Source organism: Enterobacter sp. JJBC (assembly GCF_036936505.1).
Taxonomy (GTDB): Bacteria; Pseudomonadota; Gammaproteobacteria; order Enterobacterales; family Enterobacteriaceae; genus Enterobacter; species Enterobacter hormaechei_C.
This window is the reverse complement of the sequence record NZ_CP136935.1, coordinates 2,832,203-2,858,908: the sequence shown is the minus strand read 5'-3', so window position 1 is coordinate 2,858,908 and position 26,706 is coordinate 2,832,203. Positions and strand designations below refer to the sequence as shown.

Genomic DNA, 26,706 nt, shown 5'->3' with positions numbered 1-26,706 from the left:
GGAGTCGCATCATGGCGGTTCAGACTAAAGTTGTACGCTTTTTTATGGCAGGCGCGGTTGCCATAGCACTGAGCGGGTGCGTCACCGTTCCTGATGCGATCAAGGGCACCAGCCCGACGCCACAGCAGGATCTGGTACGCGTGATGAATGCCCCGGAGCTGTATGTCGGGCAGGAAGCGCGGTTTGGCGGCAAGGTGGTTGAAGTGCTAAACCAGCAGGGGAAAACCCGGCTGGAGATTGCCACCGTTCCACTGGACGACGGCGCGCGGCCTGTTCTGGGTGAAGCCTCGCGCGGGCGGATCTACGCTGACGTCAGCGGCTTCCTCGATCCGGTAGATTTCCGCGGGCAGCTGGTGACCGTCGTCGGGCCGATTACCGGTTCGGTGGCGGGGAAAATCGGCAATACGCCATACAAATTTATGACCATGCAGGTGAACGGCTACAAACGCTGGCGTATCGCCCAGCAGGTGGTGATGCCGCCACAGCCAATCGATCCGTGGATGTGGGGACCGCATCCGTATCGTTACGGCTACGGTGGCTGGGGGTGGTACAATCCAGGCCCTGCACAGGTTCAAACAATAGTAACTGAGTAAGTTACTGTTATTGCTAGGAAAGAGACAGCGGCTCAGCCGCTGTCTCTGTTTTTTTACGGATAAAACGAAAAAAAAGAGTGACGCGCTTCGCAACCTGCAATCTGAACAATTAATAAACTGGTACGCTGAGTTAATATAATGTTAACAAACTGTTTATTATCGGGGCTGTGATGACGACGAACACTCATTTCAGAGGTGATGCATTGAAAAAGGTTTGGCTTAACCGTTATCCCGCGGATGTCCCTGCGGAGATCAATCCTGACCGTTATCAATCCCTGATTGAACTATTTGAACACTCGGTACGGCGCTACGCTGACCAGCCCGCGTTTGTGAATATGGGCGAAGTGATGACCTTCCGTAAGCTGGAAGAACGCAGCCGGGCGTTTGCGGCCTATTTACAGGAAGGGTTGGGCTTGCAGAAAGGGGATCGCGTCGCGCTGATGATGCCAAACCTTCTGCAATACCCGGTGGCGCTGTTCGGCATCCTCAGGGCAGGGATGATCGTGGTTAACGTTAACCCGCTCTATACCCCGCGCGAGCTGGAACATCAGTTGAATGACAGCGGCGCGGCGGCGATTGTGATTGTCTCCAACTTTGCCCACACGCTGGAAAAAGTCGTTGAAAAAACTCAGGTTAAGCACGTCATCCTGACGCGCATGGGTGACCAGCTCTCTACCGCGAAAGGTACGCTGGTCAACTTTGTCGTTAAATACGTTAAGCGGCTGGTGCCGAAATACCACCTGCCGGATGCCATCTCCTTCCGCCGCGCCCTGCATGCGGGCTACCGGATGCAATACGTAAAGCCGGAGATCGTGTCCGAGGATCTGGCCTTCCTGCAATACACGGGCGGCACCACCGGCGTGGCGAAAGGGGCGATGCTGACCCACCGTAACATGCTGGCGAACCTTGAGCAGGTTAACGCCACCTACGGGCCGCTGCTGCACCCGGGCAAGGAGCTGGTGATCACCGCGCTTCCGCTGTATCACATTTTTGCGCTGACCATGAACTGCCTGCTGTTTATCGAGCTTGGCGGTCAAAACGTATTGATCACCAACCCGCGCGATATCCCGGGGCTGGTCAAAGAGCTGGCGAAATACCCGTTCACCGCCATGACCGGCGTGAACACCCTGTTTAACGCGCTGCTTAACAATAAAGAGTTCCAGCAGCTCGATTTCTCCACGCTGCACCTCTCCGCGGGCGGCGGGATGCCGGTTCAGCAGGCTGTTGCCGAGCGCTGGGTGAAACTCACCGGGCAGTATCTGCTGGAGGGCTATGGCCTGACGGAGTGCGCCCCGCTGGTCAGCGTTAACCCGCATGACATCGACTACCACAGCGGCAGTATCGGTCTGCCGGTCCCGTCGACGGAAGCAAAACTGGTGGATGATGAGGATAACGAAGTGCCTCACGGTGAGCCAGGGGAGCTATGCGTCAGAGGGCCGCAGGTGATGCTGGGCTACTGGCAACGTCCGGATGCCACGGATGAGATCATCAAAGACGGCTGGCTGCACACGGGCGACATCGCGGTGATGGATGACGAAGGCTTCCTGCGCATCGTCGATCGCAAGAAAGACATGATCCTGGTGTCAGGGTTCAACGTCTATCCGAACGAAATCGAAGACGTGGTGATGCAGCACAGCGGCGTGCTGGAAGTGGCGGCGGTGGGCGTTCCTTCAGGCAGCAGCGGTGAAGCGGTGAAGATATTTGTGGTCAAGAAAGATCCTTCTCTGACCGAGGATGCGCTGATAACGTTCTGTCGCCGTCAGCTGACGGGCTATAAAGTGCCGAAGCTGGTGGAATTCCGGGATGAGCTGCCGAAATCCAACGTCGGGAAGATATTACGACGAGAATTACGTGACGAAGCCCGTGCCAAAGTGGACAATAAGGCCTGAGCTTCACGTTAATCGCCCAGACGCCGGTTAAGCCGGCGTTTTTTATGGGCGCAAACAAAAGAGAGTCCGATTTGAATTACCAGATGATCACTACCAACGACGAGCTGGCTTCGCTGTGCGAGGTGACGCGTGAATTTCCTGCTATCGCCCTGGATACGGAATTTGTCCGCACCCGAACGTACTATCCGCAGCTGGGTCTGATTCAGATGTATGACGGCAAACACGTGTCATTGATTGACCCCCTCGGCATTACCGACTGGGCGCCAATGCGCGAGCTGTTGCTGGATACCGCCGTGACCAAATATCTGCACGCGGGCAGTGAAGATCTGGAAGTCTTTCTCAACACTTTTGGCATCATGCCGCAGCCGCTGATTGATACCCAGATCCTCGCGGCGTTCAGCGGTCGTCCGCTCTCCTGGGGCTTCGCCGCGATGGTGGAAGAGTACACCGGTCTGACGCTGGATAAGAGCGAATCGCGTACCGACTGGCTCGCGCGTCCCCTAACGGCGCGTCAGCTTGAATACGCCGCGGCAGACGTCTTTTACCTTCTTCCAATTGCCGGCCAGCTTATGAAAGAGGCTGAGGCGTCCGGTTGGCTGTCTGCCGCACTGGACGAGTGCCGCATGACGCAGCAGCGTCGTCAGGAAGTGGTTGATCCGAAAGAGGCCTGGCGTGACATCACCAACGCCTGGCAGCTGCGCACCCGCCAGCTGGCCTGTCTGCAACTGCTGGCTGACTGGCGTCTGCGTAAAGCACGTGAGCGCGATCTGGCGGTTAACTTCGTGGTGCGTGAAGAACACCTGTGGGCGGTGGCGCGCTATATGCCGGGTAGCCTTGGCGAACTGGACAGCATTGGCCTTTCCGGGAGTGAGATCCGTTTCCACGGTAAAACGCTGCTCGCGCTGGTAGAGAAAGCTCAGCAGCTGCCGGAGGACGCACTGCCAGAACCACTGCTTAACCTGATGGATATGCCGGGCTACCGCAAGGCATTCAAAGATATCAAAGCGCTGGTGCAGACGGTGGCGGGGGAAAGTAAACTGAGTGCCGAACTGCTGGCTTCACGTCGTCAGATTAACCAGCTGCTGAACTGGCACTGGAAGTTGAAACCGCAAAATGGTTTACCGGAGCTGGTCGCCGGATGGCGGGGGGAACTGATGGCCGAACGCCTGAATACCCTGCTGGAAGGGTATCCGCGCTAAAGAATTGTAGCCCCGGTAAGCGCAGCGCCACCGGGGAAATTGCCGGGTGGCGCGTTGCTTGCCCGGCCTACAAAACCACAACCGGATTAACGCGACTCTTCCGCTTCCGGAAGCGTGACGTTCAGCTCCAGAATCGAAATATCCCCGTCTTTTTGCTCCAGCTGAACGGTGACCATTTCCGGGTCAATCTGCACGTATTTGCAGATCACTTCCAGAATGTCTTTGCGCAGCTGCGGCAGGTAGTGCGGTTCGGCGTCGCTACGACGACGTTCCGCCACAATGATTTGCAGACGTTCTTTTGCGATGTTGGCGGTGCTTTTTTTCCGCGAGAGAAAAAAGTCCAGTAATGCCATAACTTATCCTCCGAACAGGCGTTTGAGGAAACCTTTCTTCTCTTCTTCAATGAAGCGGAAAGGACGTTCTTCTCCCAGCAGACGGTCAACGGTATCCGCATACGCTTTACCCGCGTCTGCCTGTGTATCCAGGATCACGGGCTCGCCCTGGTTAGAGGCGCGCAACACGGACTGATCTTCCGGGATCACGCCAACCAGTTTGATGCGCAGGATCTCCAGCACGTCTTCCATGCTCAGCATGTCACCTTTGTTCACCCGGCCCGGGTTGTAGCGGGTCAGCAGCAGGTGCTCTTTGATTGGCTCCTGGCCATTTTCCGCGCGACGGGATTTCGAGGCCAGAATGCCGAGAATACGATCGGAATCACGTACTGACGAGACCTCCGGGTTGGTGGTGATGATGGCTTCATCCGCGAAGTAGAGCGCCATCAGCGCGCCGGTTTCGATACCGGCCGGGGAGTCGCAGACCACGAAGTCGAACTCCATCTTTTTCAGATCGTCGAGCACCTTTTCCACGCCTTCGCGGGTCAGGGCGTCTTTATCACGGGTCTGGGACGCCGGAAGAATGTAGAGGTTCTCGGTACGCTTATCTTTAATCAGCGCCTGGTTAAGGGTGGCATCGCCCTGAATGACGTTCACGAAGTCATACACCACGCGACGCTCGCAACCCATGATCAGGTCCAGGTTACGCAGACCGATATCGAAGTCGATTACGACGGTTTTCTTTCCCTTCTGGGCCAAACCAGTAGCGATGGCCGCGCTGGAGGTGGTCTTGCCAACGCCTCCTTTACCCGAAGTCACAACAATAATGCGTGCCATAGAAATTCCTTGTTAAAAGGGATCAATTTAACGGTTGAACGGTCAAAGCGTTATCTGCCAGTTGCAGACGGGCCGCTTTGCCATAAAATTCGGCTGGGATTTTATCGCTCAGCCAATATTCACCTGCGATAGACACCAGTTCTGCCGTCAGGTGAGTACAAAAAATTTGTGCTTCTCGATCGCCGCTGGCGCCCGCAAGCGCACGTCCACGCATCATACCGTAAACGTGAATATTGCCATCTGCAATCAGTTCAGCGCCCGCACTGACGTGGCTTGTAACAATCAGATCACAGTTTGGCGCATAAATGCGCTGACCGGAACGAACCGGCAGATCAATCAATCGCGTTTTTGTGACTGGGGCTACATTTTGCGCCGGAGGCGGGGGAGCGGGAACGGTTGCAGGCGTTGCACGTGGGGCTTTTTCTTTGCCCTCGTTTAACAAGGGCAAACCCGCGCGTTCAATTTCGGCTTTTAACTCTGCGTCTTTGCAGCCGCTAATGCCCACGATGCGCAACCCCGTGGAGGCGACGGCCTGCTGGAGCCGCTTCCAGTTAACCGGCCCCTCAAGGTCGCTTACATTGACGACGACAGGAGCATGCTTAAGAAAAGCGGGAGCCTGCGCGATTTTGTCTTCTAACGCCTGACGAATAACCTCGGGTTTTGCATCATGCAAATGAACCACTGATAAGGTGAAGCTACTGCCTTTAAGCTCGATGGGCGTATTTGACATCCTGGCCTTACTCAATTTGCTATTAACCGCAACACATCGCCGCGATATTCCGAAGAGTATCAGGCATGTTATAGTCAGGAGTATATTGAGGCAAGCAACCACCCGTTAATTCAGAGTAAAAACATGTTTTGTGTGATCTACAGAAGTACCAGCCGCGACCAGAGCTACCTTTATGTCGAAAAGAAAGACGATTTTTCCCGCGTGCCTGAAGAATTAATGAAAAGCTTTGGCCGACCGCAGCTGGCGATGCTGTTGCCGCTGGACGGCCGTAAGAAGCTGGTGAACGCCGATCTGGAGAAAGTCAAAAAGGCGTTAACCGAGCAGGGCTATTATTTACAGCTTCCGCCGCCACCGGAGAATTTATTAAAACAGCATCTTGAGGTGAGCGGAAAGAAATAAGCCCGGGTCCTTCCGGGAACAACTCATCAACCGATTAGGGGTCGACCATGTATCAACATCATAACTGGCAAGGTGCATTACTGGATTATCCCGTCAGCAAAGTGGTCTGCGTGGGCAGCAACTATGCAAAACATATTCAGGAGATGGGCAGCGCCGTGCCGGAAGAGCCGGTTCTGTTTATTAAGCCAGAAACCGCACTGTGCGATATTCGCCAGCCGCTGGTTCTGCCGCAGGGACTGGGCTCGGTGCATCATGAAGTGGAGCTGGCGGTGCTGATCGGCGCGACGCTGCGCCAGGCGACCGAAGAGCATGTAGAGAAAGCGATTGCGGGTTACGGTGTCGCGCTTGACCTGACGCTGCGTGATGTTCAGGGCAAAATGAAGAAAGCGGGGCAGCCGTGGGAAAAAGCGAAGGGTTTTGATAATTCATGCCCGATTTCCGGTTTCATTCCGGTGAGTGAATTTACCGACGATCCGCAGAACACGCCGCTCAGCCTGAAGGTCAACGGCGAGATCCGCCAGCAGGGAACGACCGCTGACATGATCCATAAGATCGTTCCGCTGATTGCCTACATGAGCCGCTTCTTCACCCTGAAACCTGGCGACGTGATCCTCACCGGCACTCCGGAAGGTGTGGGGCCGCTGCTTAGCGGCGACGAACTGGATGTCAGTTTTAACGGCCTGTCGCTGAAAACCCGCGTGCTGTAAAAGCACCTTGCCGCCTGAAAAGGGCGGCAAAACTTGCATCAACGTGCCAGACTCGTTATAAGGTGTGCTCTATTTTGACGTGTGGACATCCCGATGAACGACATTCCTTTCTGGCAAAGCAAAACTCTCGACGACATGACCGACGCGGAGTGGGAATCGTTGTGTGACGGCTGCGGGCAGTGCTGCCTGCATAAGCTGATGGATGAAGATTCGGACGAGATCTATTTCACCAACGTAGCCTGCAAGCAGTTAAACATCAAAACCTGCCAGTGCCGCAACTATGAGCGCCGTTTCGAATATGAGCCGGACTGCATCAAGTTAACCCGTGAAAATCTACCGACCTTTGAGTGGCTGCCGCATACCTGCGCGTATCGCCTGCTGGCGGAAGGGAAAGATCTGCCCACATGGCATCCGCTGTTGACGGGGTCGAAAGCGGCGATGCACGGTGAACGTATTTCCGTGCGCCACATAGCGGTGAAAGAGTCCGAGGTGCGGGACTGGGAAGACCACATTATGAATCACCCTAATCGGTGACAATAAAAAACCCGCCGAGGCGGGTTTTTTATTGTGCGCAATTTTGTCGAGTGGCGCTGCGCTTACCCGACCTGCAAAACTGACGTTGCCGTTTTGCTTTTACCGTCCAAAAAGATCGCGTTTCTTTGGTTTGAACGGCTGGGCAATCAGCACCAGCAGCGCCACCACAAAGTAGGCGACAAAAATGCCCACCAGCCACTGCGGCATCTCCAGCGTCAGGAATTCCCACTGGCGTACAGAGCAGTCACCGGAGGCCACAAACACCTGCGGCAGCCATTTATCCAGCGGCAGCCAGCTCGGGAAGCGGGCGGCAAAATCGCAGGTCATAAACGGCGACGGGTGAAGCTGCATTTGGGTGTGCTCCCAGGCAAGCGCAATGCCTTTCCCGGCGCTGTACAGCCAGATGGCAATTGCCGCATAGCGTAACGGTGATTTGGGTGCAATCGCACCTACCAGACCCGCGCCCATAATGCCGAACAGCGCACAACGCTCATAAATACACAGTACGCAAGGTTTCAGCCCCATCACATGCTGAAACCACAGCGCGACCATTTCCAGCGCAAAGGCGGTCAGGGCCATCAACAACCACGCTCCGCGACCGCGTGAGCACTGGTTCAAAAATCGCAACATAATCATTTCCCTGGAACATGCTTAGACAGCGCAGTGTAAACGAATTTTAATGCGCCGCAAGTATACCTGCTTGCAATAACCATTGCGTACAGGGAACGAGAGTAATTTTGATGCACAGTAAACCAACCAGGGTAAGCACCAGCGTATACGGCAGCGCCATCCAGACCATTCTTCCATAAGAAAGTCGTATGAGTGGCGCCAGTGCCGAGGTCAGAAGGAAGAGGAATGCCGCCTGACCGTTCGGGGTTGCCACGGAGGGGAGGTTGGTTCCGGTGTTGATCGCCACCGCCAGCAGCTCGAACTGTTCACTGCTGACAATCCCTTGCTCCATCGCGGCTTTGGCCTCATTGATGTATACCGTCCCGACAAAGACGTTATCGGATATAGAGGACAACAGACCGTTAAACAAATAGAACAGCGTTAGCTGCGAATCTGGCGTAGCCTGAAGCACAAACGCGATGATCGGCGCGAACAGATGTTGGTCAATAATCACCGCCACGACGGCAAAAAACACCGCCAGCAGGGCGGTAAACGGCAGCGCTTCGGTAAAGGCTTTTCCAATAGCATGTTCGTCCGTAACGCCGCCCAGGCTGGTTGCAAGGATAATTACCGACAGGCCAATCAGCCCCACCTCGGCAAGGTGGAAGGCCAGCGCAGCGATAAGCCACACGCCGATGAAGCCCTGTGCAATCAGGCGCAGCGTCTCCTGGCGCGTGCGTTGTTTGCGGCTCTGCTCGTCAAACTTATGCAGCTCCTGGCGGACCTGATCGGGCAACGTCGCGCCATACCCAAAGAGGTTGAATTTTTCAACCAGCACACAGGTGGCTAACCCGCAGACCAGCACGGGTACGCTGACCGGCGCCATGCGCAGGAAAAATTCGCCAAAATGCCACTCAGCTGCTTTGGCGATAATCAGGTTTTGCGGCTCCCCGACCATGGTCATCACGCCGCCCAGCGCCGTCCCCACGCCTGCATGCATCATCAGGCTGCGCAGAAATGCGCGGAACTGTTCCAGCACATCGCGGTTGTGCGCCTCAACGTGGCTGTCGTCCTGCAAGTTATCGCCAGGACGAGACGAGGCCACCCGGTGGTAAATCCCGTAAAAGCCGACGGCGACGCTGATCACTACCGCCACGACCGTCAGCGCATCCAGGAAGGCAGAGAGGAAGGCTGCGGCGAGGCAAAACGCCAGCGAGAGCAGCGTTTTCGACGGAATGCTCAGCAGCAAACGGGTGAAGATAAACAGCAGAAGCTGCTTCATAAAGTAGATCCCCGCCACCATGAAGATCAGCAGCAGCAGGACTTCAAGATTCGACGCTATCTCGTTTTTAACATGCTCCGCGCTGGTCATTCCAATGACCACGGCTTCCAGCGCCAGCAGCCCGCCGGGCAACAGCGGATAGCACTTCAGCGCCATCGCCAGGGTAAAGATAAACTCGGCGACCAACATCCACCCGGCAACGAAGGGATCCAGCAAAAAGATAACGGGATTAACGACCAGGAATACCAGTAAAGTGAGTTTGTACCAGTCAGGTGACTGACCTAAAAAGTTGCGCCACAGCGCGCGCCCAAATGAAATTTCCACGACAGACGTCCTTTCCCCGTCAAATAAGACAAGACATCAGTATACGCAAAAATGGCGGCAAAGCGGGGGATTAAGCCATTTGTAAATTTCATAAAAATGAAACGGCGATCCCTCTTTTCTGTCTCTGCTGCGCTATCTGCCTCTGCACGCCTCTGGTATGATGAGTGCAATTTGCTAAAGCTGTGTAATGGAAATCTCACTATGGTCATTAAGGCGCAGAGCCCGGCGGGTTTCGCGGAAGAGTACATCATTGAAAGCATCTGGAATAATCGTTTCCCTGCGGGATCAATTCTACCTGCTGAACGCGAACTCTCTGAACTGATTGGCGTCACCCGTACCACGCTGCGAGAAGTGCTCCAGCGTCTGGCGCGCGATGGCTGGTTGACGATACAGCATGGCAAACCCACTAAAGTGAATAACTTCTGGGAAACGTCCGGGCTGAACATTCTGGAAACGCTGGCGCGTCTCGATCACGAAAGCGTACCGCAGCTGATTGATAATCTGCTTTCCGTGCGCACCAACATCGCCACCATTTTCATCCGCACCGCGTTTCGCCAGCACCCTGAAGATGCGCTGAAGGTACTTGCTACCGCCAATGAGGTGGAAGACCACGCGGATGCCTTTGCGACCCTGGATTACAACGTGTTCCGTGGTCTGGCGTTTGCTTCCGGCAATCCGGTTTACGGTCTGATCCTGAATGGAATGAAAGGGTTATATACGCGCATTGGTCGTCACTACTTTGCTAACCCTGAAGCCCGCAGTCTGGCGCTTGGCTTCTATCATAAACTGAGCAAACTCTGCACCGAAGGGCTGCACGATCAGGTCTATGAAACCGTGCGTCGTTACGGCCACGACTCCGGTGAAATCTGGCACCGGATGCAGAAAACGCTGCCGGGTGATTTAGCGATTCAGGGCCGGTAAAAGAAAAAACCTCTCGATTGAGAGGTTTTTTTTCGCCGGGTGGCGGCTTCGCCTGAGCCGGCCTACAGGTCCCGTAGGCCCGGTAAGCGTAGCGCCACCGGGCAAAAAATCCCACTACAGCGTATTCAACCGCGCCGGACACCGCTCCAGCAGCTCCACGCTGCCATCTTCGTTCTGCTGTTCCAGCAAGACGTCAAATCCCCACAGGCGATGCACATGCTTCAGCACTTCCTTACGCCCCTTATCCAGCGGCGCGCGGTTGTGCGGAATATAGCGCAACGTCAGAGAGCGATCGCCGCGCAGATCCACGTTCCACACCTGAATGTTCGGCTCAAGATTACTCAGGTTGTACTGGGACGACAGGCGCGAGCGGATCTCGCGATAGCCCTCTTCGTTGTGGATCGCGGAGATCTCCAGGAAGTTGTTGCGGTCATCATCCAGTACGGTGAAGAAGCGGAAATCACGCATGATCTTCGGCGACATGAACTGGCTGATAAAGCTCTCATCCTTAAAATCACGCATCGCGAAGTGCAGCGTTTCCAGCCAGTCGGAACCGGCAATATCCGGGAACCAGTATTTGTCCTCTTCGGTGGGCGACTGACAAATACGCTTGATATCCTGGAACATGGCAAAGCCGAGCGCGTACGGGTTAATACCGCTGTACCACGGGCTGTTATATGCCGGCTGGAACACCACGTTGGTGTGGCTGTGCAGGAACTCCATCATAAACCGTTCAGAGACTTTTCCCTCGTCATACAGGTGGTTCAGAATGGTGTAGTGCCAGAAGGTCGCCCAGCCTTCGTTCATGACCTGGGTCTGCTTCTGCGGATAGAAATACTGGCTCACCTTGCGCACGATGCGCAGGATCTCACGCTGCCACGGCTCCAGCAGCGGGGCGTTTTTCTCCATAAAGTAGAGCAGGTTTTCCTGCGGCTCGGAAGGGTAGCGACGCGCCTCGGCGACGGTTTTCTCCTCTTCACGTTTTGGCAGGGTGCGCCACAGCATATTCACCTGGCTTTGCAGATACTCCTCGCGGCTTTTCTGCCGGGCTTTCTCCTCCTGCAAGGAGATCTTCTGCGGACGCTTATAGCGGTCAACGCCGTAGTTCATCAGCGCGTGGCAGGAGTCCAGCAGTTTCTCAACCTCGTCCACGCCGTAGCGCTCTTCGCAGTCGGTAATGTAGTTACGGGCGAAGATGAGGTAATCAACGATTGAGCTGGCGTCCGTCCAGCTGCGGAACAGATAGTTATTTTTGAAGAACGAGTTATGTCCATAGCAGGCGTGCGCCATCACCAGCGCCTGCATGGTAATGGTGTTCTCCTCCATCAGATAGGCAATACATGGGTTAGAGTTAATGACGATTTCATACGCCAATCCCTGCTGCCCGTGCTTATACAGCCGCTCTGTCTCAATGAATTTTTTACCAAACGACCAGTGCGGATAGTTAATCGGCATCCCGACGCTGGAGTAAGCGTCCATCATCTGTTCCGAGGTGATGACTTCAATCTGATGGGGGTAGGTATCCAGACGATAGAGTTTGGCCACCCGGTCGATCTCCGCCAGGTAGACATCCAGCAACTCGAAGGTCCAGTCGGGTCCATCGCTCAGACGGGTGCTGTCCCTGGACATGGAATCTAGTGTAGCCATTAGCGCGCCCTCGTTGTTGGTCGCTCTCTCTGACTGGAGAGCCTCCTTTCAAGCATAGATCACCCCATTCAAATACGCGGGGCGCAGAAATTTTTTCTTTGCGATTTCACGTTTTCGATACGGCAAAAAAAGCGGTGCTCACAGAATTTTCTACTGGTTAAAAATAACGCGCAGCAGGAGATCCCAAATAAGCGCTATCCCCTGATACAGCGGGATATGTGAGTTGAGTCACCATAAAAAAGTCATATGTTGAATAATATTTTCAACTAGGTTATCAATCTGTAATTAGATGATTGTTCTTTTGCTCATAATGGAGTGGCTATGCGTGTTGTCATACTGGGAAGTGGTGTCGTTGGCGTAACCAGCGCCTGGTATTTAAGTCAGGCGGGACATGAGGTTACCGTTATCGATCGCGAATCCGGTCCGGCGCTGGAAACCAGTGCGGCGAATGCGGGGCAAATCTCCCCGGGCTACGCTGCGCCGTGGGCGGCCCCGGGCGTTCCGCTGAAGGCGATCAAATGGATGTTTCAGCGACATGCGCCGCTGGCGATCAGCCTCGACGGCACGCAGTTCCAGCTTAAGTGGATGTGGCAGATGCTGCGCAACTGCGACACCCGCCACTATATGGAAAACAAAGGGCGCATGGTGCGTCTGGCGGAATACAGCCGCGACTGCCTGAAGGCGCTGCGTGCCTCAACGGGCATTGAATATGAAGGACGCCAGGGCGGCACGCTTCAGCTGTTCCGTACCGCGCAACAGTACGAAAACGCGACCCGCGATATCGCCGTGCTTGAAGATGCAGGCGTACCGTATCAGCTGCTGGAAGCCAGCCAGCTGGCGCAGGTGGAGCCAGCGCTTGCCGAGGTCGCGCACAAGCTGACGGGCGGTCTGCGTTTACCGAACGATGAAACCGGCGACTGCCAGCTTTTCACCCAGCGTCTGGCGCGCATGTGTGAGCAGGCCGGGGTGAAATTCCGCTTCAATACTTCTGTCGACAAACTGCTGTCGGAAGGGGAGAAGATTTACGGCGTGAAGTGTGGGGAAGAGGTAATCAAAGCCGATGCCTACGTGATGGCGTTTGGCTCCTACTCAACCGCGATGCTGAAAGGGATCCTGGATATCCCGGTCTATCCGCTGAAAGGCTACTCCCTGACCATTCCTGTGAAAGAGGACAGCGGTGCGCCGGTCTCGACCATCCTTGATGAAACCTACAAAATCGCCATCACCCGCTTCGATAACCGGATCCGCGTCGGCGGCATGGCGGAAATCGTGGGCTTTAATACTGAGCTGCTTAAACCGCGTCGTGAAACGCTGGAGATGGTCGTGGGCGATCTCTTCCCGCGCGGCGGCTTCATTGAGCAGGCGACGTTCTGGACCGGCCTGCGCCCAATGACCCCGGACGGCACGCCGATTGTGGGCCGTACGCCATACAAAAATCTGTGGACCAACACCGGCCACGGCACGCTTGGCTGGACCATGGCCTGCGGTTCGGGCCAGCTGCTGAGCGACCTGATCTCCGGGCGGACGCCGGCAATTCCGTTTGACGATTTGAGCGCCGCACGCTATCAATCAGGGTTTACCCCATCGCGTCCACAACACCTGCACGGCGCGCATAATTAAGGAGTCGCAATGTCCCGTCCTATTCTGGCCCAGCTGGATTTGCAGGCGCTGAAGGATAACCTGCAAATTGTTCGCCGTGCTGCGCCGGGTTCTCGTGTCTGGTCGGTGGTGAAAGCCAACGCCTACGGTCATGGTATCGACCGTATCTGGAGTGCGCTCGGCGCCACCGATGGTTTTGCCCTGCTGAATCTGGAAGAGGCCATCCTGCTGCGCGAGCGCGGCTGGAAAGGACCGATCCTGCTGCTGGAAGGATTCTTCCATGCGCAGGATCTGCCTCTGCTGGATAAGTACCGCCTGACGACCAGCGTTCATAGTAACTGGCAGATCAAGGCGATTCAGGACGCGAAGCTGCATGCCCCGCTGGATATCTATCTCAAAGTGAACAGCGGGATGAACCGTCTGGGCTTTCAGCCTGAACGGGTGCACACGGTCTGGCAGCAGCTTCGTGCGCTGAAAAACGTCGGTGAGATGACGCTGATGGCGCATTTCGCCGATGCGGAAAAGCCGGACGGAATTGCCGATGCCATGGTCCGCATTGAGCAGGCGGCAGAAGGGCTGGACTGTCCACGTTCGCTGTCGAACTCAGCGGCAACGCTCTGGCATCCTGAAGCGCACTACAACTGGGTGCGTCCGGGGATCGTTCTGTACGGCGCGTCACCCTCAGGTCAGTGGCAGGATATCGCCAACAGCGGCCTGAAGCCGGTGATGACGTTACGAAGCGAGATTATCGGCGTGCAGACGTTAAAAGCGGGCGATACGGTGGGCTATGGCAGCCGTTATCGGGCAGCGGGCGAACAGCGTATCGGTATCGTGGCGGGGGGCTATGCAGATGGTTATCCGCGCATCGCCCCGAGCGGCACGCCGGTGTGGGTCGATGGCGTGCGCACCGGCACGGTAGGCACCGTCTCAATGGACATGCTGGCCATTGATTTAACGCCGTGTCCCCAGGCGGGGATCGGGTCACCGGTTGAGCTGTGGGGCAACGAAGTTAAAATTGATGATGTGGCCGCTGCGGCGGGCACCGTTGGGTATGAGCTGATGTGCGCGCTGGCACCCAGAGTGCCTGTTGTGACGGTGTAACTTGTGTATGTGCCGGGTGGCGGCTTCGCCTTACCCGGCCTACAAAAGCCCGAAAGTAGGTCGGGTAAGCGTTATCGCCACCCGGCAAAAAAGCAGCTACTCCGCCTCTTCCTCCATCGGCCTTACGCCGACTTTGCGCACCGCATTATCTTCTTTCTCGGCTACCGTCCAGACCATCCCGGCAAACTCCACCTGGTCACCGACGACCGGCGCAGCCCCTAATAATTGCTGAATAATTTCACCCAGTGTTTGCTGGTTATCGCGATTCTCCAGTCCACCTTCCAGGCCATAAATCAGCGCCACATCCGCAAAGCGGGCGCTGGCTTCGAGGATAAAATCGCCGAAGAAACGCTGATCCAGCGCCACCGGGGGCGACTGGCTGAACAGCTTGCCGAGGGCAGGCAGGTCGCGCTCGCGGCCAATCACGCAGAGAATATCGTTCTCACGCAGCCGCGTGCTGCCGGTCGGGTGAAGCAGGGCGTTATCCCGGAACAGGGCGGCAATGCGCGTTTCAGCGGGCATATGCAGATCGCGCAGGGACGCGCCCACGCACCACTTATCGGAGCTTAGCTGGTAGACAAACTGTTCCCAGGGATTCTCAGGGTGAATATCTAGCCCCACGCGGGAGACCGGCCAGCCAATGGGCGGTACCACCACTTTGGCTTTTTTCGCCGCCCAGCCCAGCGACGTCCCCTGGAACAGCAGCGACACCAGCACCACGAAGAAGGCGACGTTAAAGAACAGGCGGGCGTTGTCCAGCCCGGCCATCATCGGGAACACTGCCAGAATAATCGGCACCGCGCCGCGCAGACCCACCCAACTGATAAATATCCGCTCACGCAGGTTAAACCCGCGGAACGGTAGCAGCCCGGCAAACACCGACAGCGGACGGGCGAAGAAGATCATCCAGGCCGACAAAAGCAGCGCCGGTACGGCGATAGGCAGCAGGTCCGACGGCGTCACCAGCAGGCCCAGCACCAGGAACATGGCAATCTGCGCCAGCCAGGCCAGACCGTCGAAGTTCTGCAAAATGGCGTGACGGTTGCGAATCGGTCGGTTGCCCAACAGGAAACCGCAAAGGTAAACCGCCAGAATACCGCTGCCGTCCAGCGCGGTGGTGACGGCAAAGATCAGGATCCCGCCGCTCAGGGCCAGCAGCGGGTAAAGGCCGGAAGGCAGCGTAATACGGTTGATCGTCTGCTGTAACAGGTAACCGCCGCCGAGACCAATGATAATCCCCAGGCCAAACTGCTGGAGGATGTGCCAGGCGAACATCCAGCTCAGGCCGGTTTCGTGCTGCTGGATCATCTCAATCAGAGTGATGGTCAGGAACACCGCCATCGGATCGTTACTGCCGGATTCAATCTCCAGCGTGGAGCCAACGCGTTCGTTCAGCCCCTTGCCGCCGAGCAGCGAGAAAACCGCTGCCGCATCGGTCGAGCCGACAATCGCGCCAATCAGCAGGCCTTCCATAATATCGAGGTTAAAACAGCCAGGCCGCCATCATACCGGTCAGGCCAGAGGTGATCAGCACCCCGACGGTCGCCAGAGACAGCGCCGGGCCTAAGGCCACGCGGAACGAACTTGCCTGGGTGCGCATACCGCCGTCCAGCAGGATGACCGCCAGCGCGAGGTTACTCACCATATAGGCGAAAGGGTAATTATCGAAGGGGATACCGCCGATTCCGTCGACTCCCGCCAGCATGCCGATAGCCAGGAAAATGACAAGAATAGGTATGCCAAGGCGCGATGAAAATGAACTTAATAAAATGCTGAAGGTTACCAGGATGGAACCCAGAATGAAAAGACTGATTATCGCTGTGGCACCCAATGTCGTCTTACTCCCACCTCAATGTGAACGCTGTTATTAAAACCCTAACATATTAACAACGGTAACAGCGTTTTATTGAGGGGGAATAACGGCTTTTTTATGCCTTTAAGACCGGATGACCGCTGATTGTTAACCGACTGCCTGAATTATCGTGTACAAGGTGCGCCCGGGCACCCAGCGGCAGCGTAACGGTTTGCTGCTCATGGCCGAAATCCAGGCCGGCGATCACCGGGATATCCAGGCGGGAACGAATGAAATCAATCATCGTTTCCAGGGAATAGCCTGCATCGTAATCGTTGGGGGCTGAACCGCTAAAACTGCCCAGCACAATGGCCGACTGCCGATCCAGGATCCCGGCGTGATACAGCTGCAACAGCATGCGTTCGACACGGAACGGGTGTTCATTGATATCTTCCAGCACCAGTATGCCATCCGTGATCTGCGGCAGCCACGGCGTACCAATTAGCGACACCAGCATCGCGAGGTTGCCGCCCCACAGCTGTCCTTCACATTCCCAGTGCGGTCCATTGCCTTGCCACTCGATGGTGAACGTCGGGTTTTGCAGGGCGCGCCAGAAATGGTCCTGCGTAAACGCATCCAGCTCCGGCGCGCCAAAGTTACCGGCCAGCATCGGGCCGCTAAAGGTAATGACGTTATGCAACGCCAGCAGGCCGAGCTGGATCGCCGTGAAATCGCTGTGTCCGCAGATTAACAGCGGATCCTGCTGCTGGCGCGCGGCCAGCCCGGCCCAGTCGATGCTCTCCAGCAGCCGGCTTGCGCCATAGCCGCCGCGCACGGCCAGCACAATGGTGTTTTCACCTTCCAGCGTCGCCAGGCTGTTGATATCGCTCAGTCTCTGCGCCTCCGTACCGGCAAAACGCTGCATGCGGCGGGGGATAATTGTCTGATTTTCTACCTGATGGCCCATTTCCAGCAGGCGTTGAACGCCCCGCTGTGCCGCCTCCTGATTGATGCAGTAGCCTGACGGTGCGATGAGATGAAACTGAGGCATGGCAATTCCTTGCTGAATGAGAATCTAATTGTCTATATCATGCCGCTTATACGCCGCCTGCTTCAAGGGGCGACGTACCGCGATGACCGGCTATAAGGATAGATGACGTGAAATTGAGATGGTTTGCTTTTTTGATTGTGCTGCTCGCTGGCTGTAGTTCAAAACATGATTATCAAAATCCCCCCTGGAACCCTGAAGTGCCGGTAAAGCGGGCCATGCAGTGGATGCCGATCAGCGAACAAGCCGGGAAGGCCTGGGGCGTGAGCCCGCGTCTGATCACGGCGATCATTGCCGTGGAGTCCGGCGGCAACCCGACGCTGGTGAGTAAATCGAATGCGGTGGGGCTGATGCAGTTAAAAGCCTCGACGGCGGGAAGAGAGGTCTATCGCTACATGGGCTGGAAGGGACAGCCATCCACCAGCGAGCTGAAAAACCCGGAGCGTAATATCTCTATGGGAACCGCTTACCTGAGCATTCTCGAGCATGGCATTCTGAAGGGGATTGACGATCCGGAAGTGATGCAATATGCACTGGTGGTGTCGTACGTTAACGGAGCCGGCGCGCTGCTCCGAACCTTCTCATCCGATCGCAAAGAGGCGATAGAAGAGATTAACGATATGGATAAAGATGAATTCTTCGAGCACGTTGTGAAGAATCATCCGTCAGCACAGGCTCCACGTTATATCTGGAAAGTCCAGAAAGCGATGGACGCTATGTAACGCCTTTGTCGGGCGGCAGCACGCTGCCCGACGCCTTTCAGCGCACTTTATTCGCGCGTTCCCGCGCTTCACGCTCCAGTGAAAAAATGATGCGCTGTAGTTCGCGCTCGGCGCCTGGCCCGACATTCAGAAAGCGAAAGCTCAGTCGCGGCGTGGTAATGGTTTCGTTTTTGCCGTCCACCACCTTGCGCTCGCTGATGGCAATCAGCTGGGCGTCAAACCAGAAGCGTCCCCATCCGCCCATATCCAGCTCGATCTGACTAAAACGCATACCTTCCACCAGCCCTTCCGGCTTCGGCGTATCCATTAACGCGCCCATGCCGCCCAGCGACAGGTCGAAGAGACGAAAGCGGATCTCTTTTTTGTCCGGCATTTTTGCCTTACAGAAATAGGCCGGGTGAAGCGGAGCGCTGATGCGAAAAAACTCCCGGCGTTGCACGAACCAGAGGTTAGCGGGCAGGGGAGCGATAAACGCAGGCAAACCCTGGTACGCGATCGTGGTCAGACGAGGCAGCACAAACTCGACTTTCGCCCCCTGCGTTTCGGCCATCACCGAGAGATTCTCTGCCTGTAGCGCGGCACGGTTTTCATCGCTCTGGCTACCCAGATCGACGATCAGGTGCTCTGCCGTCACGTCCAGGATCTTGCTGATAAACTGGCTGGTTGACCAGTTGATGCGCAGCGGCACCTCGCCTTTTTTCAGGTCGCGTAACACCCCTAATACAGCCAGCGGATTTTGTTTCAGGAACTGCTCACTGTAGCTACTCACGCCAGATGGCTCCTCGATAGATGACAGACTGTCTCTGGGTTATCGGCACGCGGGCATGAAACTTAATACAAACGATCTGTTTTTCTCCGCCGATATTGATTTGCTAATGGAAATGATAATAATTGCCATTCCCAATACCATCTAATAACAAGACGACACTATGAGCACTTCACGTTTTGCGTTATGCGCGTTGGCAGGCGCCGTCACGCTGGCATTGCAAACACAGGCTTTCGCAGAAGAATCCACCATCGTGGTGACAGGCACAGAGCAGGGCAGCGCGCTTCCTGCCTGGACCAACAGCGCCACGAAATCAGCCGTCGCGGAAAGTAAAACGCCGCAGGTGATCAACACCATTGCCGCTAAAGAGATTGAGCAGCGGCACGCCAGTTCGGTAAACGAGATCCTGCGCTATGCGCCGGGCGTTTCCACGGAGGTGCGCGGGAGCACCTCTTACATGAGCGAGTACAAAATCCGCGGGTTCAACGTCGATCAGGAGTTCTACAACGGCCTGCAACTTCCCTATAACGTCACCGGGAACACCAAAGCGCGAATCGATCCGCTGCTGATTGAGAGCGTCGATATCCTGAAGGGGCCGTCATCCGTGCTGTATGGCGGCGGCTCACCGGGCGGGCTGGTCAATATTCAGAGTAAAAAGCCGCAGAAAGAGGCGAAAACGGAACTGGGCTTTAATACCGGAAACCGCAATCTGAAAGAGGGATACCTGGACTCCACGGGGCAGATCGCGAACAGCGACTGGAACTATCGCCTGCTGGGCAAAGCGACGGAAAGTGACGAACAGGCGCACACCACGCGCTATGAAAACTATCTGGTGGCCCCCTCCGTGACCTGGCAGCCTGATGACAAAACGCGCCTGACCATTGACGCGCTGGCGCAAAATACGCCGAGCCTGACGCCGTCTGATCCGATGCCGCTAAGCTATCTGCGGTCTAAATACGCCGATCGTCGTGACTATGCCGGGGATGAGTGGAGCGGCTTTAAGCAGCGCCAGTGGATGCTGGGATACAGCTTTGAGCATGAGTTTGACAGTGGCTGGGGCTTTAACCAGAAAGCGCGCTACTTTGACGTGGACACCCACCAGCGCAGCGCCTATTCCACCGGGACGGGCAGCGAGGTCTACCAGCTTAACCGCTTCGCCTATACCACGGATGAAGATTTGCAGAGCTTCAATATTGATAACCAGGTCACCCGAACCGTCGCGCTGGGGGACTGGAAACATCATCTGCTGGCGGGCTTTGACTACCAGAAGCTGAACTCTCACTTCCATTATCGTTACGCCTCATCCACCCCGGGTATCGATATGCGTCATCCGGATCACTCGCAGATCGATAACGATGCGCTGGGGCTTGAAACCGCGCAGAAAAACCGACTCAGCTATCAGCAGAATGGCTATTACCTCCAGGATCAGATTGCGTTTGGCGGGCTGAACGTGCTGGCCAGCCTGCGCTATGACGACTACCGTTCCGTCACCACTAACTATCTGCAAAACGGTGACAAAGCCTGGGTATCGCAGGATCGCCTCACCAAACGACTGGGCGCGCTTTATGCCTTCGACAATGGACTCTCGCCGTTTATCAGCTATTCAGAAGGGTTCGCCCCAGTATCGCCGCAGGGCACGCTGACCGCGAAAGACGTTAAGCCCACCACCAGCAAGCAGGTGGAGGGTGGGGTGAAATACCTGCTGGCGGAATACGCAACCACCTTCACCGCCTCGGTGTTTAACATTCGTCAGAAAAATGTGGTGACCAGCGATCCGGGCTTCCTCAACTATCGCCAGACCGGGGAAGTGGAATCGAAAGGCGCGGAGCTTTCCGCTATGAGTCGTCCAACGGATAACCTGACGCTGATTGCCAACTATGCCTACACCCACGCCATCAATACCGAAGATGACAAGTACCAGGGCAAACGACCGACGCAGGTCCCTGAGAACGCCTTTAATCTGTGGGGCGATTACACCTTCGACAGCACGCCGCTGAGAGGGGTAACGCTGGGGGGAGGCGCACGCTACACCGGGCCGATGGAGATCTCGCCAGCCAACGACGCAGGCAAGCTGGGCGGTACGACGCAGTACGATCTGGCGGCATCTTACCGCATGGGTGAACTGGCGCCATCGCTGGAGGGGCTGACGCTGAAAGCGAGCGCGCAGAACGTCACCAACAAAGAGACGCTCACCTGCTATGACGCGACCAACTGCTGGATAGGCCGCGACCGCACCTTCCAGGTCGGGGCGAGTTACAGCTTCTGAAAAAAGCCCGGTGGCGCTAGCGGGTCACTTTATTGCACGGAACCTGACCCTCGCCCCTTTGGGGAGAGGGTCAGGGTGAGGGGCGCTACTGCGCCGCCTGTTTCGCAGGTGCAACATCATCGTTTGCCGCAGGCTGATTCTCCGGTACGGTGTCGCATGGCTTCTCTTTCGGGCAGACCATGTCCAGCATCCTGAGCGTCACGCCGTTACTCCAGCCGAAACCGTCCTGCAACGGATACTCACCGCCGCCACCGCCGGTACCGGTCGAAGAGACATCGTACTTCTCAACCAGTTTCTTCTCGCGATCGTAGGTATGCTGAACGTTTTTCAGGAAACGCCAGGTCACGTCCATCGCCACTTTCTGCTGACCATAGTTCTGCAACCCTTCCACCGCTACCCACTGCAACGGCGCCCAGCCGTTCGGCGCATCCCACTGCTGCCCGCTGTTGATGGTGGTGGTAGAAATACCGCCCGGTTTCAGCAGGCGCGACGATGCGGCTGCGGCCACTTTATCGGCGCGATCCTGTGATGCGGCCTTCACATACAGCGGGAAGAGGGCCGCGGCAGTCAGCTGATTACGCACCTTCCTGGTTTTCAGATCGTAATCCGCATACCAGCCCTCTTTATCGTTCCACAGGTGGCTCTCCATGGCTTTCTGACGCGCGGAGGCCAGCGCGTCATATTTACTTGCGCTGGCGGTATCCCCGTCTTCCTGGCTGGCACGGGCCAGCAGTTTTTCCATCTTAAACATCAGCGCATTCAGATCCACCGGCACGATGCTGGTGGTGCGGATGGTATCCAGCTTCTGAGGATCGTCCATCCAGCGGGAGCTGAAATCCCAGCCCGAGGCCGCGGCAGAGCGCAGATCGCGATAGATCTCGGTGGCCGGACGGTTAGGGTTATTTTTGGCGGTGGTGACGTCATCCAGCCACGACTCAGGGCGCGGCGTGTCCCGATCGTCCCAGTAGCGGTTGAGGATCGAGCCGTCATCCAGCTTCACCACGCGTTTGTTCGCCTGACCAGGCTGGAGCCCATCAGCCCCCTCCATCCAGTAGGCATACTCTTTTTCCATCTGCGGACGGTATTTCTTTAACGCGTCGCTGTCATGCGTGGCCAGCAATTCCACCATCAGCGAGAAGAACGGCGGCTGAGAGCGGCTCAGGTAGTAGGTGCGGTTACCGTTAGGGATATGGCCCCAGGTATCAAGCTCGTAAGCGAAGTTGTCCACCATGTCGCCGATCTTATCCCAGTGGCCGCTCTCGGCCAGCCCCAGCATGGTGAAATAGCTGTCCCAGTAATAGACTTCGCGGAAGCGTCCTCCCGGCACGACATAGGGTTTTGGCAGAGGCAGGAGGGAGTCCCATTTGTTCGCTTTGTCGGTGGTGCGGGTCAGAACAGGCCACAGATCGTCTATGTGTTCGCGCAGGCTCTGGCCCTCAGGGGGAACATATTTCTCACCCTCCTTCGGCAGGATAAAGTTCATCTCCACGAAGTGGCGCAGGTCAAAACCGGACTGGGTATGCTGCATCCGGTAATCCGCCAGGATCATTAGCGGGTCGCTTTTGGGAACGGCATCCGCGAAGGTTTTCTGATCCGGGAACAGTTTGGCGCTCTGTACGTCATTAAAGAGGGGGCCAAGAAGAATATCAGGTGAGCTTTGCTGGCTCGTTGGCTGGTCTTCAGCATAACCAAATGCGGTAACACCGAGTAGTGCGCCTGCCAACGCAAGGGGTAAAAAAGCGGGGCGTCGTGCGCGAGGTCTTATCATCGGTTCGTCTCCTGTCTTCACTGAGCAGCGTGACCGCTGTTGTCAATTACCTGAAAACCTTAGACGAATATCGTTAACTTCGCGTGTTGAATATCCCATTTTTCACATAACCAGATAATTCGGGTGCGCTTTCACAACACCGGGGGTGGATTACTTAATTTTTAACCACATCACAGAAAGGCCGGGTAAGCTTCAAGCCACCCGGCTTAAGCCCTACAACCCTTTTTTATCCATAAGCACCGCCAGATCCACCAGACGGTTCGAGAAGCCCCATTCGTTGTCATACCACGACAGGATCTTCACCATATTCCCGCCGATCACCAGCGTTGAAAGCCCGTCGATGATGGATGAGCGCGGGTCGCCCTGATAATCACGGGAGACCAGCGGTTCATCGCTGTAGCCCAGGATGCCTTTCAGCGGCCCGCTGACGGCGGCCTGACGGAACGCGTCATTCACCTCTTCGGCGGTCACGTTGCGGCTCAGCGTCACCGTCAGATCGACAATCGACACCACCGGAACCGGTACGCGCAGGGAATATCCGGTGAGTTTACCGTCAAGTTCGGGGATCACTTTCCCGAGCGCTTTTGCCGCGCCGCTGGAATAAGGCACAATCGATAATGCTGCCGCGCGCGCGCCGCGCAGATCTTTTTCCGGCTGGTCATGCAGCGCCTGGCTGTTGGTGTAGGCATGCGTGGTGTTCATCAGCCCGTGTTCAATGCCAAACTGCTGGTGCAGCACCTGCGCCGCTGGCGCCAGACCATTAGTGGTGCAACTCCCGTTGCTGACCACAAAATGCTGGGCCGGATCGTACAGCGTGTGGTTCACGCCCATTACCACCGTCAGATCATCATTTTTAGCCGGGGCGGAAATAATGACGCGTTTTGCGCCGCCGCTCGTGATATGCACCGCTGCTTTTTCACGTTCGGTGAAGAAGCCGGTCGCTTCGATTACCACCTCAACGCCAGCGTCTTTCCACGCAATGTTTCCCGGGTCGCGTTCACTGAACACGGTGATGCGTTGCCCGTCAACCTGTAGCGCGCCGTCCGCCGCTTCAACGGGCACCGGCAGCGTGCCGAGCAGAGAGTCATATTTCAGCAGATGGGCGAGGGTTCTACTGTCCGTCAGATCGTTAATGGCCACAATCTGGAGATCCGGGTTGCCCAGCGCCGCGCGAAGAACATTACGTCCGATACGGCCGAAACCGTTAATACCGACCTTAACCATGATGCACTCCTTATCTGTATTGTCTGGAGTGACTTTAGGCGTCAGGTCGGATGGCGTAAATGACAAAAAAGGATCAGATTACGCCATTCTGCGGCAGTGGAAGCGCTGGCGATATTCGCCCGGCGTGAGATGAAGCTGCTTTTCAAAAACGCGGCGCAGGTTGATGCTGGTCCCAAACCCGCTTTTTTCGGCAATGACCTCAAGCGGATACGAGGTCTGCTCCAGAAGCTGTCGTGCGGCGGCCAGGCGCGCTTCGGTGACATAACGGGCCGGAGGTACACCGACGTCACGCGTGAACACGCGGGTGAAATTGCGCGGACTCATGGCGACCCGTTCGGCCAGCCTTTCGACGCACAAATCTGCGGTGAGGTTTTGCAGGATCCAGCTTTGCAGTTCGCTAACCGGTCCGGTCGCGCCGGACTGCTCCAGTTTATAGCGGCTGAACTGTAGCTGGCCGCCAGGCCGACGCAGGTACATCACCATATCCTGCGCCACGTTGCGGGCGAGGGTGAAGCCGTAATCATCCTCCACCAGCGCCAGCGTCAGATCAAACCCGGAACTGACGCCGCCGGACGTCCAGACGGGGCCATCCTGAACATAGAGCGGGCCGCCCTCAACGTTGACCGCAGGATAGCGGGTTTTCAGGGTTTCCAGCAGCCGCCAGTGGGTCGTCGCCCGGCGCCCATCGAGCAGTCCGGCCTGTGCCAGCAGCAGGGCCCCGCCGCAGACAGAGGCGACGCGGCGCGCATGCGGCGCGGCCAGGTGCAGCCAGTCCACCACCGCGGTGCTTTCCTGTTCATTCATGCCACGACCGGTAATGATGATCGTATCCAGCGGCTCGCGCGGATCCAGCTCCGGCAGGCGATAGTCCGCCAGCAGGTTTAAGCCGGACTGGCCGTGGATCACCAGGTGAGGCTGGGTGGTGGCGATAATGATGCAGTAGCGGGGCTGCGCCAGGCCGTCCGGGTGCAGCCGGTTGGCCTGCATCAGAATGTCGGCGATACCGGCAGCCTCAAACAACATGCCACCGTCAGGTACGATAATCAGGATCTTCTTCATGTCCTGAAAAGTACCTTTATCACAAAATAAGTCAAGCGGCAGACAAACACCGTCGCAGAGACAAATGAGGCGTGCCGGGTGAAAGCGTGGAACGGCAGATGTTGGAAAGAAGTAAAAGAAATATGTAGTAACGGTAAAACTTTTTGCGTTAGGTTTACTGTTACTGCCGCTGAAACCCCCAGTTTATGGGCTGCAATGAAGTGTTCTGAACAATAAGAGAACAAAAAGATGTAGCCATGCTTAATTATTAAGGCTCAAAAAATAACCTCGGAGGATAATTTCGAGTAGGTTATTTCGGATCGCAAAATTAAATCCCTGCCATTTTCTTCACCGTCATTTGTTAATGCGGGATGCACGCACCCAATAAAAGTTATCTTCCAGATGCAACAATGAAAATATCCCAGATATATCCCACAGCGCACAGAAAAAATGAAATTCTACTAATTATGGTAGTGGCGATAATAAGGGGTTACGTTAATGATAGTGGTTCTCTTTTGCCTTTTTAGCCATTAATTTTCATACAGTTACGCTAGAAATTCGTCTAAGAAAAAGACGATTTCAGCTAAGTGCGCATTTTTTATGAGATTAATCCTATAATGCATTGGGCGTATCATTAAACGCCATTAAGCAGGCAAGAAATATTGAATTGATGACAAGCTCATGTAAACTTGTCTACCGTTTGTCAAAATATGTCAGGAGCATGCTGGGCCCATTTCTGTTGGGTTCGTGCGGTAGCTATGCCTTAAAATAGTTACCTGCTGAAAATATCCCGACTATTTTAACAATAGCACCTAAGTCAAATTTTATCCCCCTCTCTTCATCCTCTAAATATCGCTACGGAAAAGCATATGAAACTGCGTGTATTGTTATCACTTCTGTTTGTTATGGCGGTGGCGGGCTGTAAGGCGCCGCAAAAACCAGCGATCACCGATGATACGATTGTGACCAGCCAGGTGAATGGCATCACGCTGACGCACCGTCACGCTGTTACCCCTCCGGCGGAGTTCACTCAAGTGAATGAACCGTATCGTGCCATGTACCCGGCATCCCTGATGAGCCGTCCTGACTACGGTGGAAAAGTGATCCGTACGCTTGAGACCGGCAAAACTTACGTCGTGCTGGGGCAGGTTGAACATTTCTGGATGGCGCTGGCCGATGAAGGGAGTGAACAGCTGATTGGTTATGTGCCGATGCGTGCCGTGATCAAGGCTGACCAGTACGAAGCCACCGTGCGTAAACAGGCACTGCGCCCGAAAGCGCGTAAGAAAACCACCTGTGTTGATGTCGATGGCAACAGCAAAGCCTGCAAAGACAGCGCGAACGGTACCTGGATCCTGAACTAAACGGGTTTCACGAGC

24 protein-coding genes and 2 pseudogenes are annotated in these 26,706 nt (G+C 55.9%); 13 read left to right on the top strand and 13 right to left on the bottom strand.

The genetic code is table 11. The features are described from left to right. Positions 1-11: 11 nt before the first annotated feature. The 3 genes from RY075_RS13820 (at position 12) to rnd (ending at position 3,681) form a co-directional block, all read left to right on the top strand. A complete protein-coding gene (locus tag RY075_RS13820; protein ID WP_003859931.1) occupies positions 12-593 on the top strand; it encodes a Slp family lipoprotein in 582 nt (193 codons plus the stop codon). Positions 594-796: 203 nt separating this feature from the next. Further along, positions 797-2,482: a long-chain-fatty-acid--CoA ligase FadD gene (fadD, locus tag RY075_RS13815; protein WP_003859933.1), complete on the top strand. Its 1,686-nt coding sequence runs from the start codon at positions 797-799 to the stop codon at positions 2,480-2,482. 83 nt (positions 2,483-2,565) lie between these two features. Beyond that, the gene (gene rnd / locus RY075_RS13810; protein WP_122959317.1) at positions 2,566-3,681 is read left to right on the top strand and encodes a ribonuclease D; all 1,116 of its coding nucleotides are present in this window, start codon (positions 2,566-2,568) and stop codon (positions 3,679-3,681) included. An 86-nt stretch (positions 3,682-3,767) separates the two neighbouring features. Here rnd and minE read toward each other — a convergent pair whose 3' ends face one another. The 3 genes from minE to minC are packed head-to-tail and all read right to left on the bottom strand — an operon-like array spanning position 3,768 to position 5,580. After that, complete coding sequence (gene minE, locus RY075_RS13805) at positions 3,768-4,034, bottom strand: cell division topological specificity factor MinE (RefSeq protein ID WP_003859937.1); 267 nt, start codon at positions 4,032-4,034, stop codon at positions 3,768-3,770. Positions 4,035-4,037: 3 nt separating this feature from the next. Then, complete coding sequence (minD, locus tag RY075_RS13800) at positions 4,038-4,850, bottom strand: septum site-determining protein MinD (RefSeq protein WP_003859938.1); 813 nt, start codon at positions 4,848-4,850, stop codon at positions 4,038-4,040. A 22-nt stretch (positions 4,851-4,872) separates the two neighbouring features. Beyond that, positions 4,873-5,580: a septum site-determining protein MinC gene (gene minC / locus RY075_RS13795; protein WP_017384318.1), complete on the bottom strand. Its 708-nt coding sequence runs from the start codon at positions 5,578-5,580 to the stop codon at positions 4,873-4,875. A gap of 123 nt (positions 5,581-5,703) precedes the next feature. Between minC and RY075_RS13790 the strand changes: the two genes are divergently transcribed. The 3 genes from RY075_RS13790 to RY075_RS13780 all read left to right on the top strand — a co-directional run bounded on the left by RY075_RS13790 (position 5,704) and on the right by RY075_RS13780 (position 7,220). After that, positions 5,704-5,979, top strand: a complete 276-nt coding sequence (locus RY075_RS13790; protein ID WP_109948700.1) for a YcgL domain-containing protein — start codon at positions 5,704-5,706, stop codon at positions 5,977-5,979. 47 nt (positions 5,980-6,026) lie between these two features. After that, a complete protein-coding gene (locus RY075_RS13785) occupies positions 6,027-6,686 on the top strand; it encodes a fumarylacetoacetate hydrolase family protein (protein WP_003859945.1) in 660 nt (219 codons plus the stop codon). Between the two features lie 93 nt (positions 6,687-6,779). After that, entirely contained in the window at positions 6,780-7,220 is a 441-nt protein-coding gene (locus tag RY075_RS13780; protein WP_015570314.1) for a YcgN family cysteine cluster protein, read from the top strand. 99 nt (positions 7,221-7,319) lie between these two features. On the opposite strand, the gene dsbB is transcribed toward RY075_RS13780, so the two are convergent. Next, positions 7,320-7,850, bottom strand: a complete 531-nt coding sequence (gene dsbB, locus RY075_RS13775) for a disulfide bond formation protein DsbB (protein ID WP_017693268.1) — start codon at positions 7,848-7,850, stop codon at positions 7,320-7,322. A 46-nt stretch (positions 7,851-7,896) separates the two neighbouring features. After that, a complete protein-coding gene (gene nhaB, locus RY075_RS13770) occupies positions 7,897-9,435 on the bottom strand; it encodes a Na(+)/H(+) antiporter NhaB (RefSeq protein WP_023314322.1) in 1,539 nt (512 codons plus the stop codon). 201 nt (positions 9,436-9,636) lie between these two features. Here nhaB and fadR point away from each other — a divergent pair, with 201 nt between their 5' ends. Continuing rightward, positions 9,637-10,356, top strand: a complete 720-nt coding sequence (gene fadR, locus RY075_RS13765; protein WP_003859951.1) for a fatty acid metabolism transcriptional regulator FadR — start codon at positions 9,637-9,639, stop codon at positions 10,354-10,356. 114 nt (positions 10,357-10,470) lie between these two features. Here the strand turns inward: fadR and RY075_RS13760 are convergent, their stop codons facing one another. Continuing rightward, positions 10,471-12,003: a SpoVR family protein gene (locus tag RY075_RS13760; protein ID WP_022651425.1), complete on the bottom strand. Its 1,533-nt coding sequence runs from the start codon at positions 12,001-12,003 to the stop codon at positions 10,471-10,473. A gap of 321 nt (positions 12,004-12,324) precedes the next feature. On the opposite strand from RY075_RS13760, the gene RY075_RS13755 reads away from it, so the two are divergent. The 3 genes and pseudogenes from RY075_RS13755 to RY075_RS13745 form a co-directional block, all read left to right on the top strand. Next, on the top strand, positions 12,325-13,623 hold the full coding sequence (locus RY075_RS13755) for a D-amino acid dehydrogenase (RefSeq protein ID WP_015570317.1): 1,299 nt from the start codon (positions 12,325-12,327) through the stop codon (positions 13,621-13,623). A 9-nt stretch (positions 13,624-13,632) separates the two neighbouring features. Continuing rightward, positions 13,633-14,703 (top strand): catabolic alanine racemase DadX, encoded by a 1,071-nt coding sequence (gene dadX, locus RY075_RS13750; protein ID WP_003859954.1) that lies wholly within the window; start codon positions 13,633-13,635, stop codon positions 14,701-14,703. Positions 14,704-14,808: 105 nt separating this feature from the next. Beyond that, positions 14,809-14,913, top strand: a pseudogene (locus RY075_RS13745) (hypothetical protein); the annotation flags it as partial. Here the strand turns inward: RY075_RS13745 and RY075_RS13740 are convergent. The 3 genes and pseudogenes from RY075_RS13740 to ldcA all read right to left on the bottom strand — a co-directional run. Continuing rightward, positions 14,866-16,176: pseudogene (locus RY075_RS13740) on the bottom strand (potassium/proton antiporter); the annotation flags it as partial. The pseudogenes RY075_RS13745 and RY075_RS13740 sit on opposite strands and share 48 nt — an antisense overlap. Before the next feature lie 10 nt (positions 16,177-16,186). Further along, entirely contained in the window at positions 16,187-16,534 is a 348-nt protein-coding gene (locus RY075_RS13735; protein ID WP_338627798.1) for a cation:proton antiporter, read from the bottom strand. Positions 16,535-16,631: 97 nt separating this feature from the next. Then, positions 16,632-17,546, bottom strand: a complete 915-nt coding sequence (ldcA, locus tag RY075_RS13730; protein WP_023324854.1) for a muramoyltetrapeptide carboxypeptidase — start codon at positions 17,544-17,546, stop codon at positions 16,632-16,634. 107 nt (positions 17,547-17,653) lie between these two features. Here ldcA and emtA point away from each other — a divergent pair, with 107 nt between their 5' ends. Then, positions 17,654-18,265, top strand: coding sequence for a membrane-bound lytic murein transglycosylase EmtA (gene emtA, locus RY075_RS13725; RefSeq protein ID WP_017384310.1), 612 nt, complete (start codon positions 17,654-17,656; stop codon positions 18,263-18,265). A 37-nt stretch (positions 18,266-18,302) separates the two neighbouring features. Here the strand turns inward: emtA and RY075_RS13720 are convergent, their stop codons facing one another. Continuing rightward, positions 18,303-19,034, bottom strand: coding sequence for a flagellar brake protein (locus RY075_RS13720; RefSeq protein ID WP_023314318.1), 732 nt, complete (start codon positions 19,032-19,034; stop codon positions 18,303-18,305). Positions 19,035-19,194: 160 nt separating this feature from the next. Here RY075_RS13720 and RY075_RS13715 point away from each other — a divergent pair, with 160 nt between their 5' ends. Next, complete coding sequence (locus RY075_RS13715; protein WP_023324852.1) at positions 19,195-21,297, top strand: TonB-dependent siderophore receptor; 2,103 nt, start codon at positions 19,195-19,197, stop codon at positions 21,295-21,297. Between the two features lie 85 nt (positions 21,298-21,382). On the opposite strand, the gene RY075_RS13710 is transcribed toward RY075_RS13715, so the two are convergent. From RY075_RS13710 to RY075_RS13700, 3 genes are all read right to left on the bottom strand, one after another. Further along, entirely contained in the window at positions 21,383-23,065 is a 1,683-nt protein-coding gene (locus RY075_RS13710) for an alpha,alpha-trehalase (RefSeq protein ID WP_045337528.1), read from the bottom strand. Positions 23,066-23,278: 213 nt separating this feature from the next. Further along, on the bottom strand, positions 23,279-24,289 hold the full coding sequence (gene gap / locus RY075_RS13705; protein WP_045332133.1) for a type I glyceraldehyde-3-phosphate dehydrogenase: 1,011 nt from the start codon (positions 24,287-24,289) through the stop codon (positions 23,279-23,281). Positions 24,290-24,367: 78 nt separating this feature from the next. Continuing rightward, positions 24,368-25,348 carry a helix-turn-helix domain-containing protein gene (locus RY075_RS13700; protein ID WP_023314314.1) on the bottom strand — a complete coding sequence of 327 codons (981 nt, stop codon included), beginning with the start codon at positions 25,346-25,348 and terminating at the stop codon, positions 24,368-24,370. 848 nt (positions 25,349-26,196) lie between these two features. Between RY075_RS13700 and RY075_RS13695 the strand changes: the two genes are divergently transcribed. Next, positions 26,197-26,691: a hypothetical protein gene (locus tag RY075_RS13695; protein ID WP_006810964.1), complete on the top strand. Its 495-nt coding sequence runs from the start codon at positions 26,197-26,199 to the stop codon at positions 26,689-26,691. The last annotated feature ends 15 nt before the right edge of the window (positions 26,692-26,706 follow it).